Source organism: Empedobacter sp. GD03861 (assembly GCF_029840885.1).
Lineage (GTDB): Bacteria > Bacteroidota > Bacteroidia > Flavobacteriales > Weeksellaceae > Empedobacter > Empedobacter falsenii_B.
Genome location: NZ_JAOCDJ010000009.1, coordinates 38,871 through 54,046 on the forward strand (window position 1 = coordinate 38,871; position 15,176 = coordinate 54,046).

At 30.9% G+C, this 15,176-nt stretch carries 14 protein-coding genes; 13 read left to right on the forward strand and 1 reads right to left on the reverse strand.

Annotation, left to right across the window (positions count from 1 at the left end; all coding sequences use genetic code 11):
• Nucleotide 1: 1 nt before the first annotated feature.
• From N5D03_RS06830 to N5D03_RS06890, 13 genes are all read left to right on the forward strand, one after another.
• Nucleotides 2-970, forward strand: coding sequence for a hypothetical protein (locus N5D03_RS06830; protein WP_038331551.1), 969 nt, complete (start codon nucleotides 2-4; stop codon nucleotides 968-970).
• Between the two features lies 1 nt (nucleotide 971).
• Nucleotides 972-1,583: a TerD family protein gene (locus N5D03_RS06835; protein WP_038331554.1), complete on the forward strand. Its 612-nt coding sequence runs from the start codon at nucleotides 972-974 to the stop codon at nucleotides 1,581-1,583.
• A gap of 29 nt (nucleotides 1,584-1,612) precedes the next feature.
• Entirely contained in the window at nucleotides 1,613-2,293 is a 681-nt protein-coding gene (locus tag N5D03_RS06840; protein ID WP_038331556.1) for a TerD family protein, read from the forward strand.
• 11 nt (nucleotides 2,294-2,304) lie between these two features.
• Entirely contained in the window at nucleotides 2,305-2,943 is a 639-nt protein-coding gene (locus N5D03_RS06845) for a VWA domain-containing protein (RefSeq protein WP_038331559.1), read from the forward strand.
• A gap of 3 nt (nucleotides 2,944-2,946) precedes the next feature.
• Nucleotides 2,947-3,585 (forward strand): VWA domain-containing protein, encoded by a 639-nt coding sequence (locus N5D03_RS06850; RefSeq protein ID WP_038331562.1) that lies wholly within the window; start codon nucleotides 2,947-2,949, stop codon nucleotides 3,583-3,585.
• A 12-nt stretch (nucleotides 3,586-3,597) separates the two neighbouring features.
• Nucleotides 3,598-4,140: a hypothetical protein gene (locus N5D03_RS06855; protein ID WP_115000700.1), complete on the forward strand. Its 543-nt coding sequence runs from the start codon at nucleotides 3,598-3,600 to the stop codon at nucleotides 4,138-4,140.
• A 15-nt stretch (nucleotides 4,141-4,155) separates the two neighbouring features.
• Nucleotides 4,156-5,199: a TerY-C metal binding domain-containing protein gene (locus N5D03_RS06860; RefSeq protein WP_115000698.1), complete on the forward strand. Its 1,044-nt coding sequence runs from the start codon at nucleotides 4,156-4,158 to the stop codon at nucleotides 5,197-5,199.
• 3 nt (nucleotides 5,200-5,202) lie between these two features.
• On the forward strand, nucleotides 5,203-6,687 hold the full coding sequence (locus tag N5D03_RS06865; RefSeq protein WP_181816312.1) for a PP2C family serine/threonine-protein phosphatase: 1,485 nt from the start codon (nucleotides 5,203-5,205) through the stop codon (nucleotides 6,685-6,687).
• 4 nt (nucleotides 6,688-6,691) lie between these two features.
• Nucleotides 6,692-8,203, forward strand: coding sequence for a kinase (locus N5D03_RS06870; protein ID WP_115000697.1), 1,512 nt, complete (start codon nucleotides 6,692-6,694; stop codon nucleotides 8,201-8,203).
• 9 nt (nucleotides 8,204-8,212) lie between these two features.
• A complete protein-coding gene (locus tag N5D03_RS06875) occupies nucleotides 8,213-9,244 on the forward strand; it encodes a TerC family protein (RefSeq protein WP_115000695.1) in 1,032 nt (343 codons plus the stop codon).
• 104 nt (nucleotides 9,245-9,348) lie between these two features.
• Complete coding sequence (locus N5D03_RS06880; RefSeq protein ID WP_280051243.1) at nucleotides 9,349-10,794, forward strand: tellurite resistance TerB C-terminal domain-containing protein; 1,446 nt, start codon at nucleotides 9,349-9,351, stop codon at nucleotides 10,792-10,794.
• Nucleotides 10,787-12,103 (forward strand): ATP-binding protein, encoded by a 1,317-nt coding sequence (locus tag N5D03_RS06885; protein WP_280051244.1) that lies wholly within the window; start codon nucleotides 10,787-10,789, stop codon nucleotides 12,101-12,103. The genes N5D03_RS06880 and N5D03_RS06885 overlap by 8 nt, the downstream gene beginning before the upstream one ends.
• A complete protein-coding gene (locus tag N5D03_RS06890) occupies nucleotides 12,100-14,256 on the forward strand; it encodes a DEAD/DEAH box helicase (RefSeq protein ID WP_280051245.1) in 2,157 nt (718 codons plus the stop codon). The genes N5D03_RS06885 and N5D03_RS06890 overlap by 4 nt, the downstream gene beginning before the upstream one ends.
• Before the next feature lie 14 nt (nucleotides 14,257-14,270).
• Here N5D03_RS06890 and N5D03_RS06895 read toward each other — a convergent pair whose 3' ends face one another.
• The gene (locus tag N5D03_RS06895) at nucleotides 14,271-15,149 is read right to left on the reverse strand and encodes a hypothetical protein (RefSeq protein WP_280051246.1); all 879 of its coding nucleotides are present in this window, start codon (nucleotides 15,147-15,149) and stop codon (nucleotides 14,271-14,273) included.
• Nucleotides 15,150-15,176: the final 27 nt, after the last annotated feature.

Sequence of the window (15,176 nt, forward strand, 5' to 3'; positions counted from 1 at the left end):
ATTGGATCAAGATAAAGAGATATTAAAAAAAAGTAAAAAAAGAGTACAAAAATTAAAACTTCTAAGTAAATTTTTTGATAAAGTAGATCTTATCAATATTATTATTAAAACTGAACTCATTCAATCTTATTTTGATATCAATTCTCCAAATGAATTGGATATTAATAAATTAGAGTTGTTTCATCTTCAGTATACTGATAGCTTGATAGTCTTACTAGAAAAGATCAAAAAACAAAAAGAAGCAAATATTCTTGCGCTATATAAAGAAATTGAAGCGAATGAAAATTATATTGAAAGCTATTCAGTTTCAAATAAAAATGTAAAAAATTTTGCGTTAGACAAAAAATATCAAAATGCCCTTATGTCAGATTATTTGAGGGCATTTTATTATAATTTAACGGATAAAAGAGTTGATTTGAAGATAAACTCAATTCGTCAATTGGCAAATGATTACGCAATGGAATATTATAGAAAGATTTCTAAAATAGAATACTTACTTAGTCTTCCTGATACCAAGTACTATGAATATGAAAATAATGACATTGAACGAAAACTACTCGGAAAACTAAATGCAAATAATTTTAAGATAAGATTTGTTTGTGGATATAATGTAAATAATCAAATGTTTGAACTATATAAAATAGTAGACATTGAAGAAAATTTTATTTGGAACTTACAAACGAATGAATTTTACTTTTTATCATCTGATATAGCAAAACTGTTAGATACTACAGCAAATGTATCCAATAATAAAACTATAGTTGATGATCTTTTGAATCGAAATAAAGAATTAGAATCGAATATTGAAACTATTAAAACTGAACTTCCTGAAGATATTATTGATCTTTTGAAAAAATATCGAGAAACTCTTGAGAAACAGGAAATTTTAAATCAAGTAATCAACGTAGATGAAGAGATGAATATTCTCAATTCGATGTTAAATTTAAACCTAAATAACAAAATAGAATAATATGGCAATTAACTTACAAAAAGGACAAAGAATAAACCTTAAAAAGGAGAACGGAAGCACTTTACAAAATGTTTGTGTAGGTGTAAACTGGGGAGCAATCGAAAAGAAAGGATGGTTAGGAAATACAAAAAAAGAAGCGGTTGATTTAGATGCAAGTTGTATTCTGTATGATGATGCTAAAAATGCTTTGGATGTAGTGTATTTTGGACAACTAAAATCTAAAGATGGGGCTGTAAGACACAGTGGTGATGATTTGACAGGTGATATGTCTGGTGATGATGGTTTGGACAATGAAGTTATCACTTTAGATTTATCAAAATTAAGTGCTAATGTTAGTCATGTTGCATTTGTTCTTAATAGTTACAAAGGTCAGGATTTTGGAACAATTCCGTTTGCATCTATCAGAATTTATGAAGGAACACCAACTAGAGTTTCAGAAGTTTTTGCGACTTACAATATTGCAAAAGGAGATAATTTTTCTGGACATGTATCTATGGTTATGGGCGTTTTTTATAAGAGAAATGGTGAATGGAAATTCAACGCTATTGGAGAACCAACACGTGATAGAAAATTACAAGAAACTGTAGAAACAGTACGACATAATTATTTATAATAATAAACCTACTAAAAATACTATAAAAAATGGCAATTAATTTACAAAAAGGTCAAAAAATTGACTTAAGGAAAAGTACAGGAGAATCTTTAACAAATTTCTGTGTTGGAGTTAACTGGGGTGCAATTGAAACAATTAAATCAGGCTTTTTGGGTTTTGGCTCAAAAAAAGTGGTGGAAGACGTGGATTTAGATCTTAGTTGCATCATGCTTAATGCTAATGGAGATTTGATAGATTGGCTTTATTCACCAGATTATAATGCTTGGCTTTCTAAAAATAACTTTCCGTTAGGAAAATTATCTTCCAAAGATGGAGGTCTTCGTCATAGTGGTGATGATAGACAAGGAGATGTAGGAGGAGATGATGGCTTGGATAATGAAATTATCTCAGTCGATCTTAATAAAGTAAGTTCGGATGTAGATAAAATCTTTTTCTTTCTAAATATTTATCTTAATCAAGGTCAAAATTTTGATTTTGCACAAATTCCATTTGCTAAAATTAGAATGTATGAAGGAACTCCAACGCGTGTAAATAGTGTTTACTCTAATTATGATATTGTAACCGATTCTAGTTATACAGGTAAAGGAGCTCTTATTTTAGGAAAATTATATAGAAAAAATAGTGAATGGAAATTTGATGCAATTGGAGATCCAGCAGATGATAAAATTTTCGTACAAACCATCCAAAGAATTATTCAAAACTACAAATAACTTCAGAAATTATGAGAAGATTACCAGTATACTTATTATTAGACACATCAGGATCAATGACTGGAGAGCCAATTGAGGCCGTAAAAAATGGCGTACAAATGATGTTACATTCTTTACGTCAAAATCCACAAGCTATTGAAACAGCATATGTAAGCATTATCACGTTTGATGACAAAGCACAACAAATCGTTCCACTTACAGATTTGGCTTCTTTTCAAATGGTTGATATAAAAGCGCAAAGCACAACATCTTTGGGAGCTGCTCTATCTTTATTAGCCGATAGAATGGAAACCGAAATAACCAAAACAACAACTGAGCAGAAAGGAGATTGGAAACCTTTAACTTTTCTGATGACAGATGGTGTACCTACAGATGATTGGCAATCTGGCTTTAACAAATTAAAACAAGTTAATAAAGGTTTAATTGTTGGTTGTGCTGCAGGAACAGGAGCAGACGACAATATCCTAAAACAAATTACAAATTCGGTAGTACGTTTAGATAATGCTGATTCTGAAACTATTTCTAAATTTTTTCAGTGGGTGACAGCTTCAATTTCTACAACTTCAACAAAAGTAGAAGAGACAGGTATTGAGTTATCTGGTTTGGATCAACTTCCACCACCTCCGTCAGAACTGGTAATAGTATCATAAATTATGAATAGAAGATTATTAGCATATTTTCTGTTAGATACTTCTGGATCAATGCGAGGTGAACCAATTGTAGCTCTAAATAATGGCTTTAATGGCTTAATTAGTATGTTGCGATCAGATCCGCAGGCAATGGATTCATTATACATAAGTGTAATAACTTATGATAGGGAAGTTAAAAATCTTATTCCTTTAACTGATTTAGCTAGTTTTCATCCTGTTGAAATAGAATGTCCTGATAGTGGTCCCACTCATACTGGGGAAGCTTTGGAAATGGTTTATAATTTGGTAAATAGCGAAATTATTAAAGGATCAACAGAAAGAAAAGGAGATTGGAAGCCTCTTCTTTTTGTTTTTACGGATGGAAAACCATCAGATTTGCAAAAATATAGAGAGGTTATTCCAAAAATTAAATCGCTTGATTTTGGAGTAATTGTAGGTTGTGCTGCAGGGCCTAAAGCTGAGGTGAGTTTCCTACAAGATTTAACAGATAATGTTGTAAAATTAGATACAACAGATGCTACTACATTAACGACATTCTTTCAGTGGGTAAGTTCTTCTATTGAAATGGGAGGAAAGACTCAAGGAACTGGTGAAGCAATGACACTTCCACCACCTCCAAGTGAATTGAATATCATTGTATAATAAACACTAACTATGAGAAGATTACCTATTTATATTCTTATTGCCAATTCAAATGAATTAAATGAACAATCAATAGATAGTATACGTATTTGGATACAAAATGAAATTTCAAAATTCTTGAAGAATCCATTTACTTTAGAGTTTGTTGAAATATGTATAATTTCATTTAATCATGAAATAAATCTTCATGTTCCTTTAACTAATATAATAGATTTTGAATTTCCTAAAATTAATATTTATAATTCTTCTGAGTTGAACTTTAAGGAAACAATTTCTTATTTGAATAAAAAGATAGAAGGAAATAATAAAGATATAGGAATTGTATATTGGATTGTAAATGAAATTGTATTTAATAAATTATTGGAAACTAATATTAGAGAAGCTTTATTAAAATTAAAATCGATTGGTAGCATTGTATTACAAATTAATGATTTGATGAATTTTTCATTTTCTGATTTTTGCCAATGGCATGCATCAAGTTTTGTTGGAGATACTTTTCACAATTTCATTGAAGATATGTATAAGAAAAATTTGAATAATATTATTGCTGTTTAATAAGATATACTAACTATGAGAAGATTACCTATTTACTTCCTTATTGACGTATCTGAGTCAATGGTGGGAGAGCCTATTGAACAAGTTCAAGATGGTATAGCTGCAATTATAAAAGAATTAAAAACAGATCCTTATGCTTTAGAAACTGTATGGATTTCTATAATAGGATTTGCTGGCGAAAGTAAAATAATTACTCCATTACAAGACGTGATTACATTTTATCCTCCTAAAATTCCTATTGGAAGTGGGACGTCTCTTTCAAAAGGTTTGGAAGAATTAATGAACTCTATTGATAAAGATGTTGTAAAAACAACTTACGAACAAAAAGGAGATTGGAAACCAATTGTGTTCTTATTTACGGATGGTATTCCGACAGACAATACAGATAAGGCGATTGAAAGCTGGAATACAAATTATAAAGGTAAATGCAACCTGATTATTATATCAATTGGAGATAATACAAATTACAATTTACTAGGAAAACTATCAGACCAAGTTTTGTTATTTAACGATACTGATGTAAATGCTTATAAAGAATTTTTCAAATGGGTAACAGCTTCAATTAAAGCTACAAGTGAAAATATCAACAATACAAACACAGATGGCATTAATCTTAGTAAGACCAACCCAGAAATTGTAGAAAAAATTGATTTATCAAAAAAACATGAAATTCCTGATGATAATACTGTTGTTTTAAGAGGAAAATGTTCTACTTCTGAAAAGTCATATTTAATTAAATACAAAAAAGAATTTAAAAATTCTGGCTTTATGGATATATTATCTTCGTATTTCAAAATTGTTGGTGCATATAAAATTGATGAAAATTCTTATCAAGAATTTTCAGGTTCAAATAAGCCAAATATTAAAATTTCAACAGAAGATATTTATGGAAACCCTAGTTGTCCTTCTTGTGGAAATAATTATGCATTAGCAACTTGTCAGTGTGGAGGAATTCATTGTATATCTGGAGATGGTCATGCAACTTGTCCTTGGTGTGGTAATAATGGTTATTACGGTATGGCAGAAGGTGATTTTGATATTAATAGAACTTTAGGTTAAAACATGGAGAGTTTATTAAATGAAATTTTAAAAGATCATAATATTGAGAGTTCTAAAATTGTTGAAACAACAGTTTCAAAATTAAGAGATAATGCTAAGGTGTATGAAATTTCTAAATCAATTTCTGATCTAAAGTACCAAATACTTCAAATATTCAATATGTATAAAGAAAAGGAAGAGTTTATAGATAGTCAATTATCTATTCCGAATGCAAATGTTAAAAAGGAATATAATTTTTGTTTTAATCAAGACCAGTTTCCAGCAATCAGAATTACGAATATTAATAATCTAGAACAAGTAGGTTTAAAATTTGATCCTGAAAAAATATGTATTTCTGGCACACCAACCAATGCGAACCAAATCGATATTCATATTGAGTTTTTTAGTATAAATGACGACAATATGACGACGGATATTAAAGTTGTACCATTTATAGTGAATGCAGATCCAAAAGATTTATGGTTGAATAAACCAAGCCCGAAAGATAGTCGATTTGCGAAGGAAGATAATGTTACGTATAAATCAGATTTTTTAGATAAAAAGATTGTTATTTCGTCAAAAAGAGGACGTTCTCATGCACACGAAGGAACATTTCGTGATGATGATTTCGCAGTTAAAAGCCTTGCAGATGGTTGGAGTATAATTGCCGTTGCAGATGGTGCTGGTTCGGCAAGATTAGCACGTGCTGGTTCACAATTTGCAACAGAAAATATCGTTAAAAGCTTTGAAGATGAATCTTTCTTGAATACTTTATCCAAAGAAGTTCAAAATTTTTATTCAGAAGATAATGATTCAGGAAAATCAATAATCACTGAAGAAAACGACTCAACTAATTCAACTGAGAATAAAGAAGCGGAACAAGTTGTTTCTGAGGAAAATAGCACTACAAACGAATCGGCGAATGCGAAATTAAGTAGTAAAAGTTTTATTATAAATTCATTATACACAAGAGTTAAAAAACTTCATGCAGATTTGGAAGCATTTGCTACTTCTGAAGGTGCTACATTGAAAGATATACATACTACGCTCATTTTTACTTTGGTTAAAAAATTTGAGTTTGGATATGTTGTACTTTCTTTTGGCGTTGGCGATTGCCCAATTAATATTTTACTGAATGAAGATACCGATGTAAAATTGCTTAATTTTCTTGATGTTGGCGAGTTTGGTGGAGGAACACGTTTTATTACAATGCCAGAAATTTTTAGTAGACCAGATATGGTTAATCGTTTTGGAATTAATTGTTTTAAAGATTTTTCAAAATTAGTTCTAATGACAGATGGTATTTATGATCCAAAATTTGTTGTAGAAAGCAAACTTGAAAATATGGAAAGTTGGAAAAATTTTTTAAGAGATTTGAACGGCGAAAATGAAGACAGAATTCAGGTTGATTTTGCAAATGATTCAGAAATCGAAGCACAACTTTCTAATTGGATGGATTTCTGGAGCAAAGGAAATCATGATGATAGAACATTAGCGATAATATATTAATATTATGAGTGTTATAAAAGTTAATTCTGTTATCGATCCTACAAAATCCTACGAATTTGTAGATGATGGCAATCCTAAAAGAGGAGGGGTTAAAGATGTTTATTTTGCTCCTAATCGACAATATGTGGTTGCCTTTTTTAGAGATGCTTTAGATTTTAATCAAAAAGAGCGTATAAAGAGGATTGTAAAACTATATTTAGACAATATTAAGAACGGAAGTAGTTCTGATTATTTCTTGGACGAAATTTTTAGATGGCCTTATGATGCTGTTGAAAAAGATGGAAAAACAGGCGTAATTGTTCCAATTTACAATTCAAAGTTTTTCTTTAAAAAAGGATATGCTTCCAATGAAATGATAAAAGGAGGAGAAAAGGTAGGAAAGTGGTTTACCACGCCATCTTTTCGTAATAAACAATATCCTTTAGCTTTAGATAAATCGGAATTAGGTGATTGGTTAAGTTACTTCCAAATCGGAATTAACATTTCCAGAGGTGTAAAAAAGATGCACCAAATGGGATTAGCACATTCTGATCTTTCGTACAACAATGTTTTGGTAGATCCTGTTTCTAAATCTGCTGCTATTATAGATATTGACGGATTGGTTGTTCCGGGGATGTTTCCTCCGGAAGTTATTGGTACGGCAGACTTTATTGCTCCTGAAGTATTGAAAACCAAACATTTACCTCTTAACGATCCGAACAGAATTTTACCAAATCAAAAAACAGATTTGCATGCATTGGCAGTCTTAATCTATATGTATTTATTGAGAAGACATCCTTTGAGAGGCGGTAAAATTTGGGATTTAGATTCCGAGAAAGATGAGGTTTTATCTATGGGAGAAAAAGCAATTTTTGTTGAAAATCCTACAGATTCTACCAATCGTGTAAAAGTTGATCATCTAAAAAAATGGAATTTATTTTGGGGAGATCCCAATAAGATTCCTTTTTCAGCAACTGGTCCTTATTTGGAAGCTTTGTTTAAGCGTGCTTTTATTGATGGACTTCATAACCCAATGCTTCGTCCAATTGCGAATGAATGGGAAACCGCTTTATTGAAAACTGTAGATCTTATACAACCTTGTAGTAATCCTCAATGTGATGAAAAATGGTATGTTTTCGATAACACATCAAAGCCGAAATGTCCGTTCTGTGGTACGCCTCATAAAGGAACTTTACCAGTTGTGGATTTATATTACAAATTCAAAGATGATGTTTGGAAGCCTGAAAATCATCGTTTAATGGTCTATCACAATCAATATCTTTTCAAATGGCATGTTTCAAGAAAAGTAATCAGAAACGAAAGCTTAACAGATATAGATAAAAAACCAGTCGGATATTTTACATTTTATCAAAATAGATGGGTCTTGGTAAACCAAAGTCTGCCCAATATGAAAGATGTAACCGAGAATAAACTAATTCCTATCAACTCGATGGTGGAGTTAACTGATGGGAAAAAAATAATGCTTTCCGATGAAGATGGAGGGCGATTAATGTATATAACTTTAACAAATAAATAAATTTAAACTATGGATAAAAGTATTATCGATTTGCATCCCGGTTTAGTAATTGGCTTTGCTATCGTAGTAATTGTGATGCTATTATTAGACCTAGGAGTATTTAACAAAAAAGCGCATGAAGTTTCTTCTAAGGAAGCAACAATTTGGACAATTGTTTGGATTTCATTGGCAATGGTGTTTTCTGGAGTTGTCTATTGGGTATTTAACCAAGACGCAGGTGGACATGATTTAGCGATAGAAAAATTCACCCAATTCCAAGCAGCGTATTGGATTGAGAAGGCACTTTCTGTTGACAATCTCTTTGTATTTATTTTAGTATTTGGATTCTTCAAAGTTCCAAGACATTTGCATCATAAAGTTCTGTTTTGGGGAATTATTGGCGCCTTGATATTCCGCGCAATCTTCATTTTTGCTGGTGTCGGAATCATCAACCTAACCTATTTGCCAGAGTGGGTAATCTTCGGAACGCCAGTTCGTATTAATGTTGTAATGACGTTATTTGGATTGTTCTTGGTTTACGCTGGTATCAAATCTTGGGGCGGTGGAGACGACGACGATGAGGAAGATTTCAGCGAAACTGCAGGTGCACGTTTGGTAAAAAGATTCTACAAAGTTGCAGACAATTATGATGGCGATAAATTCTTTACAGTTCAAAATGGAATTAGAATGGCAACGCCGCTGTTAGTTGTTGTTGCAGTAATCGAATTTACAGATGTTTTATTTGCCGTGGATTCTATTCCTGCAATCTTTGCTATTTCGAAAGATCCATTTATCCTTTACACTTCCAATATTTTTGCAATTTTAGGGCTTAGATCGTTATATTTCTTACTATCTAACTTTATCCATATGTTCAGTAAATTACCTTATGGATTGGCAATTATTTTGAGCTTTATTGGTGTAAAAATGCTTATTTCACCATGGTTCCATATTCCATCGCCAGTATCTTTAGGTATTGTTGGTGGTATTTTGGTGTTGTCAGTTATTGCCTCTATCATGTTTCCAGATAAGGATAAAGATGATGAGGACGTAGCGAAAGCATAACAAATATCTTTATACAAAAGCATTTGCATTGTTATTTTACATTGGTAATTTATTAATGCGAATGCTTTTTTCTTCTAAAATAATGAACCCTAATTTTCTATTTAATGAATGAAAATTCTACTTCTTCAAATATGAATAATGATTCATCAATCATAGATGTTTCAGGACAAAATCCTATGCCGTTACCTCGCTTTGATGAAAATGAATTTGAAAATTCAAGCAACGATTTTTATTGGAAATTAGGTGACAAATTTTCAAAAAGATTGAATTTAGATTCCAATCAAATTGAATTATTAAATAAGATAAACTTTGCAGATAATGTTTTTAATGAAATCATTTTTTGTAGAATTCAGATTTTAAAACAATTTTTTAGAGCTTATGATTTTCTCTTAGAAAAATGTGTACCTGTTAACAAAACATATTCTAATGTTATCGATGAAATTTCAGAGATTATCATCGTTAATAAATACAACTACCGAAAAGAAAGTCTTAACTACGTTTATACCATCGAAACGATTAAAACAGAAATTCTCCAACAAATATTAAAATATTGTGAGAATACAGTAAGAGAAGTTTACGGAATTAAGCGAAAAATAAATACAAATCTTGATTATCAAAATCCAGATATTATAAGATTGCATGAAAAGAAAATTCTTTCAAAATTATCTGATTTTTTGATAGAAGATCAAGCGAAAATCTTAGATGCGGATTCCAAAACCAATATTATTTTAAATGAAACGAATACCAATAGATGGAAAATCAAATTTGATGATGTTATAAAACATTATTCAAATATTATAGGATTTAATTGGGAAATTGATCGTTTAGTTGATATTAATGAAAAGAATCCGTCTGCAAGTCATATCTATTTTGAGGCAGCAAAATTTATTGCCGATTTTGATAAAGTTGTTGCGTTAGAATTGTATTTTAAATATTTGGATAAAGATATTATTTCAGCAAAATTTGAGAACAAACAATTTCCAAAATCAACGCAGAAACAATTATTTAAAAATCAAGATGAAGTTGATAATTTTGTTCAGTTGATTAAGAGTTTTATCAATAACAGAAATTTGACAGAAGTACTTGGTAATATTTCGAAAATATTTGAGCCCAAAAGAAAGAAAATTAGTATCGATAGAAGTGCAATTGCTGATATACAAAAGCAAGATTCGTTAACTGTTGAATTGCTAGAGGAGTACCTTAGTGACGAGGAATCGATAGAAATTACTGTAACAGAGCAAACTTTAACCAAAGAATTTATTCTTCCAGAAGTTACGAATGAAGAGATTAACTCATTCAAGTTTAAGGATGATCTTCAATTATCAGATATTCAAGTCAATATTTTGGAATTGTTTGAAAAATCAAGCTATTCAATGATTCAAAATGAGCTTGAAGATTTTATTAAATCTAAAAATTTATTTCTCAATTCTACCATTGATGCTATCAACGATAAATGTTTTGAAATGCTCGATGATGTTTTGATTGAAGAAGATGATGATTATTACACTATTTACCCAGATTATTACAAAAAACTATTATTAAATGATTGACAATATTAAACCCAAAGAAGTAACCTCAATTATTAATTCTTTAATAAGTGGTGTTGTTCCTAAAATAGGCGTTCAACATATTACCGTTGGGCGTTCCGAAGAAATTAATGCCTTTATCAGTTCTTTAGAAGATGTGAAAAACGGTCATAGTCTTGCTAAATTTTGGATCGGAGATTTTGGAAGCGGAAAATCTTTTATGCTTCATTTGCTAAATACGGTGGCGTTAAAACAAAAATTTGTTGTTGCCAATGCCGATTTTACTCCAGAAAATAGAATTTATGCAAATGATGGAAAAAGTGTTTTGTTGTATGCCGCAATTATGGATAATATTGCCATCCAAACAAAGCCAGAAGGTGGTGCTTTGCCAACGCTTTTAGAAAAATGGATAGAACAAGTTATCACAAAAGTAAGTGAAGAACAAAATATTTCTCTATCAGATATTCGTAACGATCAATATTTGCCATTAGTACAAAATGCAATAATGAAAACCGTTAACGAGATTACAGAAGTCGGAGGTTTCGATTTTGCTTCGGTAATTATCAAATACTATGAAGGTTACATAAAAGGTGACGAGTATCTTCGCCGAAATGCCTTAAAATGGTTGAAAGGCGAATACAAAACCAAAACAGAAGCCCGACAAGATCTTGGAGTTCGAGAGATAATCAACGATTCCAATTATTACGATATGCTCAAAAATTTCTGCAAACTGTTTGTGAGTATGGGTTACAGCGGATTTATGATAAATCTGGACGAAGCTATCAATTTATACAAGATTACAACTTCGGCAGCGAGAGAAAAAAACTATGAAAAAATTCTTTCTATTTATAATGATTGTTTCCAAGGGAAGGTTTCTAATTTCTTTGTGAATTTTGCAGGAACTGGAGATTTTCTTGAAAATGAAAGACGAGGTTTGTTTAGTTATCAAGCTTTAAAATCTCGTTTGGAACCCAATAAATTTGAAACTTTAGAAATAAGAGATTTTGCACAACCTGTCATTAAATTAAAGCCTTTAAATCACAATGAAATTTTTGTTTTATTAACGAAACTGAAATCCATTTTTGATTTGAATTATAAAACAGAATTAAATGTTTCTGATGAAGATATTACTTCATTTATGGAAGAAATGTTTAATAAACCTGGAGCTTCCGAGTTTTTGACACCTCGTGAAGTAATTCGAGATTTTCTAAATATTCTCAACATCATTCGTCAAAATCCTGAAATTGATAAAAGAAAACTATTTGGAGAAATCGAAATTTCCGACGAGAGACCAAACGACCTTGTTGCTTTAGATTCAATCGAAGAAATATGACGACTTACGAATTACTTTCTGAGCCCATCCGAAAGTACATAAGAGATAAACGCTGGGATAGTTTTCGACCGATTCAGGAGGCTGCTATTCAGAGAATTACTTCTACGGATAACAATTACGTATTAATATCAAGAACCGCTTCTGGTAAAACGGAAGCGGCTTTTCTTCCCATTTTATCAAAAGTAAATTTTAAAGAACCTGGTGTAAAAGTTTTGTACATTTCACCATTAATAGCTTTGATTAATGACCAGTTTTTGCGAGTAGAACAACTTTGCAATTATTTGGATATTTCCGTAACAAAATGGCACGGCGAAGCTAGTAAGGGTAAAAAAGAACAGCTTCTGAAAAATCCAAATGGAATTCTTCTCATTACACCAGAGTCTATTGAAGCAATGTTTTGCAACAAACCTCATAATGTTGTTCAACTTTTTTCCTCTCTAGAATATATTGTTATTGATGAAATTCACATTTTTTTAGGTTCAGATAGAGGTTTGCAACTGCAATCTTTGTTATATAGACTACAACAAAAAAGCTCCAAAAAAGTCTCTGTAGTTGGGCTTTCTGCAACAGTAAGCGACGTTAATCAATATGAAGAACTAAAAAGTTTTTTTGGCGATCCAATCAACACCAAAATTATTAGAGATATTACGCCAAAGCCTATCAATGCAGATTTCAGATATTTCGATTGCAATTCTACGGAATTGCCTTTAGATCTTTTAAAAGATTTGTATAAGGAGACAAGAGATTGCAAAGCATTGGTCTTTCCTAACGCAAGAGGGCGAGTAGAGGAAGTTGCTGTGAAGCTTAAAAAAATATCCGAGAGAGTTGATGGTCATCAGAACTATTTTTCTCATCATTCGGCGGTAGATAAAGAAATGCGTGAATATGTAGAGTTTTTTGCAAAAAATACAAATCAACAAAATTTTACCATTTCTTGTACTTCAACGTTAGAATTAGGAATTGATATTGGCAATGTGGATAAAGTAGTTCAGATTGATGCTACGCACAGTATTGCATCGCTAATACAGCGTATTGGGAGAAGTGGAAGACGAGAAGGGAAATCCAGTAATTTGGTTCTCTATTCAACAGATTCTTGGAGCTTTTTACAATCTTTGGCGTCTTGGTTTTTGTATCAAGAACATTTTATAGAACCAGTTTTTATTACAGATAAGCCTTATGATGTTCTCTTGCATCAAATATTATCCATCGTTAAAGGTATATCTGGAATTGAAATTAATGGAATAATTGAACTATTAAAAAACAATCCTGCATTTATAAATATTGCTAGGGAAGAAGTTTTAGAGTTAATAACACACCTTATTGGTATTGATTTTCTTGAAAAAATTGGGAACGAAATTATTCTTGGTATCGATGCAGAACCTTTGGTAAACTCTAAAGATTTTTATTCACTTTTTAAAACAGAAACTTTTTTGAAAGTTGTAAATTCTGGTAATAAAATAGGGGAATTGCCTTTGTCTCCTCAATTAATTGTAAACGAAAATGTATTTCTATCAGCTCGAATTTGGAAAATAATTGACGTAGATTTTAAATCCAAAAAAGTTGAAGTTGTTCCGACAAATGATGGTAAAAAACCTCTTTTCTTCGGAAATAGTGCAGATGTAGCTTCAAAGATTAGAGAAAAAATGTTTGAAGTGCTTACATCCAAAACAGATTATGATTTTACAGATGAAAACAGCAGGTTTGCTTTATCCGAATTGCGAAAAGAATTTTCATTTTTCAAAATTGAAAATCTTCAAAAACAACGACCTGTTTTGATAAAAGAAAAATCAAAAATATTTTATACTTTTTCAAGTTCAAAAATCAACAGAACTATTTCTTTTCTCTTGACCTTAAACAAGATTGAAAATCATGTAGATGAATCATCAAGTTCGATTGAGATTATTGACGAATCTTTTTCTATTGATGATTTTACAAATATTCTAAAAAGTATTGAGAAGAAGGAAATAGAGAAGCAACTTCAAATGCTTTTAGCTTTTGAAAAAGGACAAGAAATGCTCGATTTTTCGAAATGGGCAATATATTTACCGCTTGAAATGCAGATAGATTTAATCAAAACAAAGTATTTTGATTTTGAGAATACAAAAGCTTTTGGGGAGGGGATTGGTTTTTGGGAATTTAACGTTAATATATAAAGAGTATAATAAAATCATTTAATTTTATGAAACGACTTTTTCTTCCGAATGCGATATATAAATTGCGAAACTTTACATCCCCAAAGCTTTAAGGTTTGAATTGCTTGTAAATGATTATCTTTTTCTTTTACAATTAATTGATCGGTAAACGAAGAAATAAATTGTGCCCAATAATTGTGTTTAGCATCATTCAATAAAAAGTAGAAACCAGCATCGCCAAATTGTTTTCCTCTCGAATCTAAAATTAATTCATTTTCAAGACCAACACTTGGTTTCATAATTACCGTTGCATTGCCTTTTGGTAAAGGAAAAACAGCTTTGATACAGGTTTTACCAGAAGGAAGTGTACAGGTTCCGTAAATTCCCGAATAAATGACTTTACCTGAATTTTTGAATTTTCTCAACCAAATGATATAAATAATTTCATTGTTTTGCGGATGATTTAGTGTAATAATTTCACTTACCAAATCTTCGGATTGTGCAATATTTTTGGTTGGAATATTTAATTGATTAATTCGCTGACTAAATAAACGGTTGACCAAATAGCCAAAAAATGAAAAATAAGGATTCCATTTTACATTAAATTCTAAATCATAATCTGCAGTAGTTTCATAAAAATCAATTACTTTTTTTGATAGATTACTGAGCTGATGATCAGTTAAATTTAATTCATGAATAGAACTTAATAATCCTTTTGAAGTTGAATTTCGAACGATAATTAAATTTTCTTTTTTCGCTAATTGATACATAAATTCTTCACCAATTCCGTTCAATTCACCGAAAGGAGCAATCAACCACGGATAATCGTTTGGATTAATTTTTCTTCCCCAAAGAATTACCCATTGTTGCGTAAACCAATCCTGAAATTTCTGCATTGTAAAAGCTAAATTCATCTAAATATTTTCGTTTTTAGGAAGAAA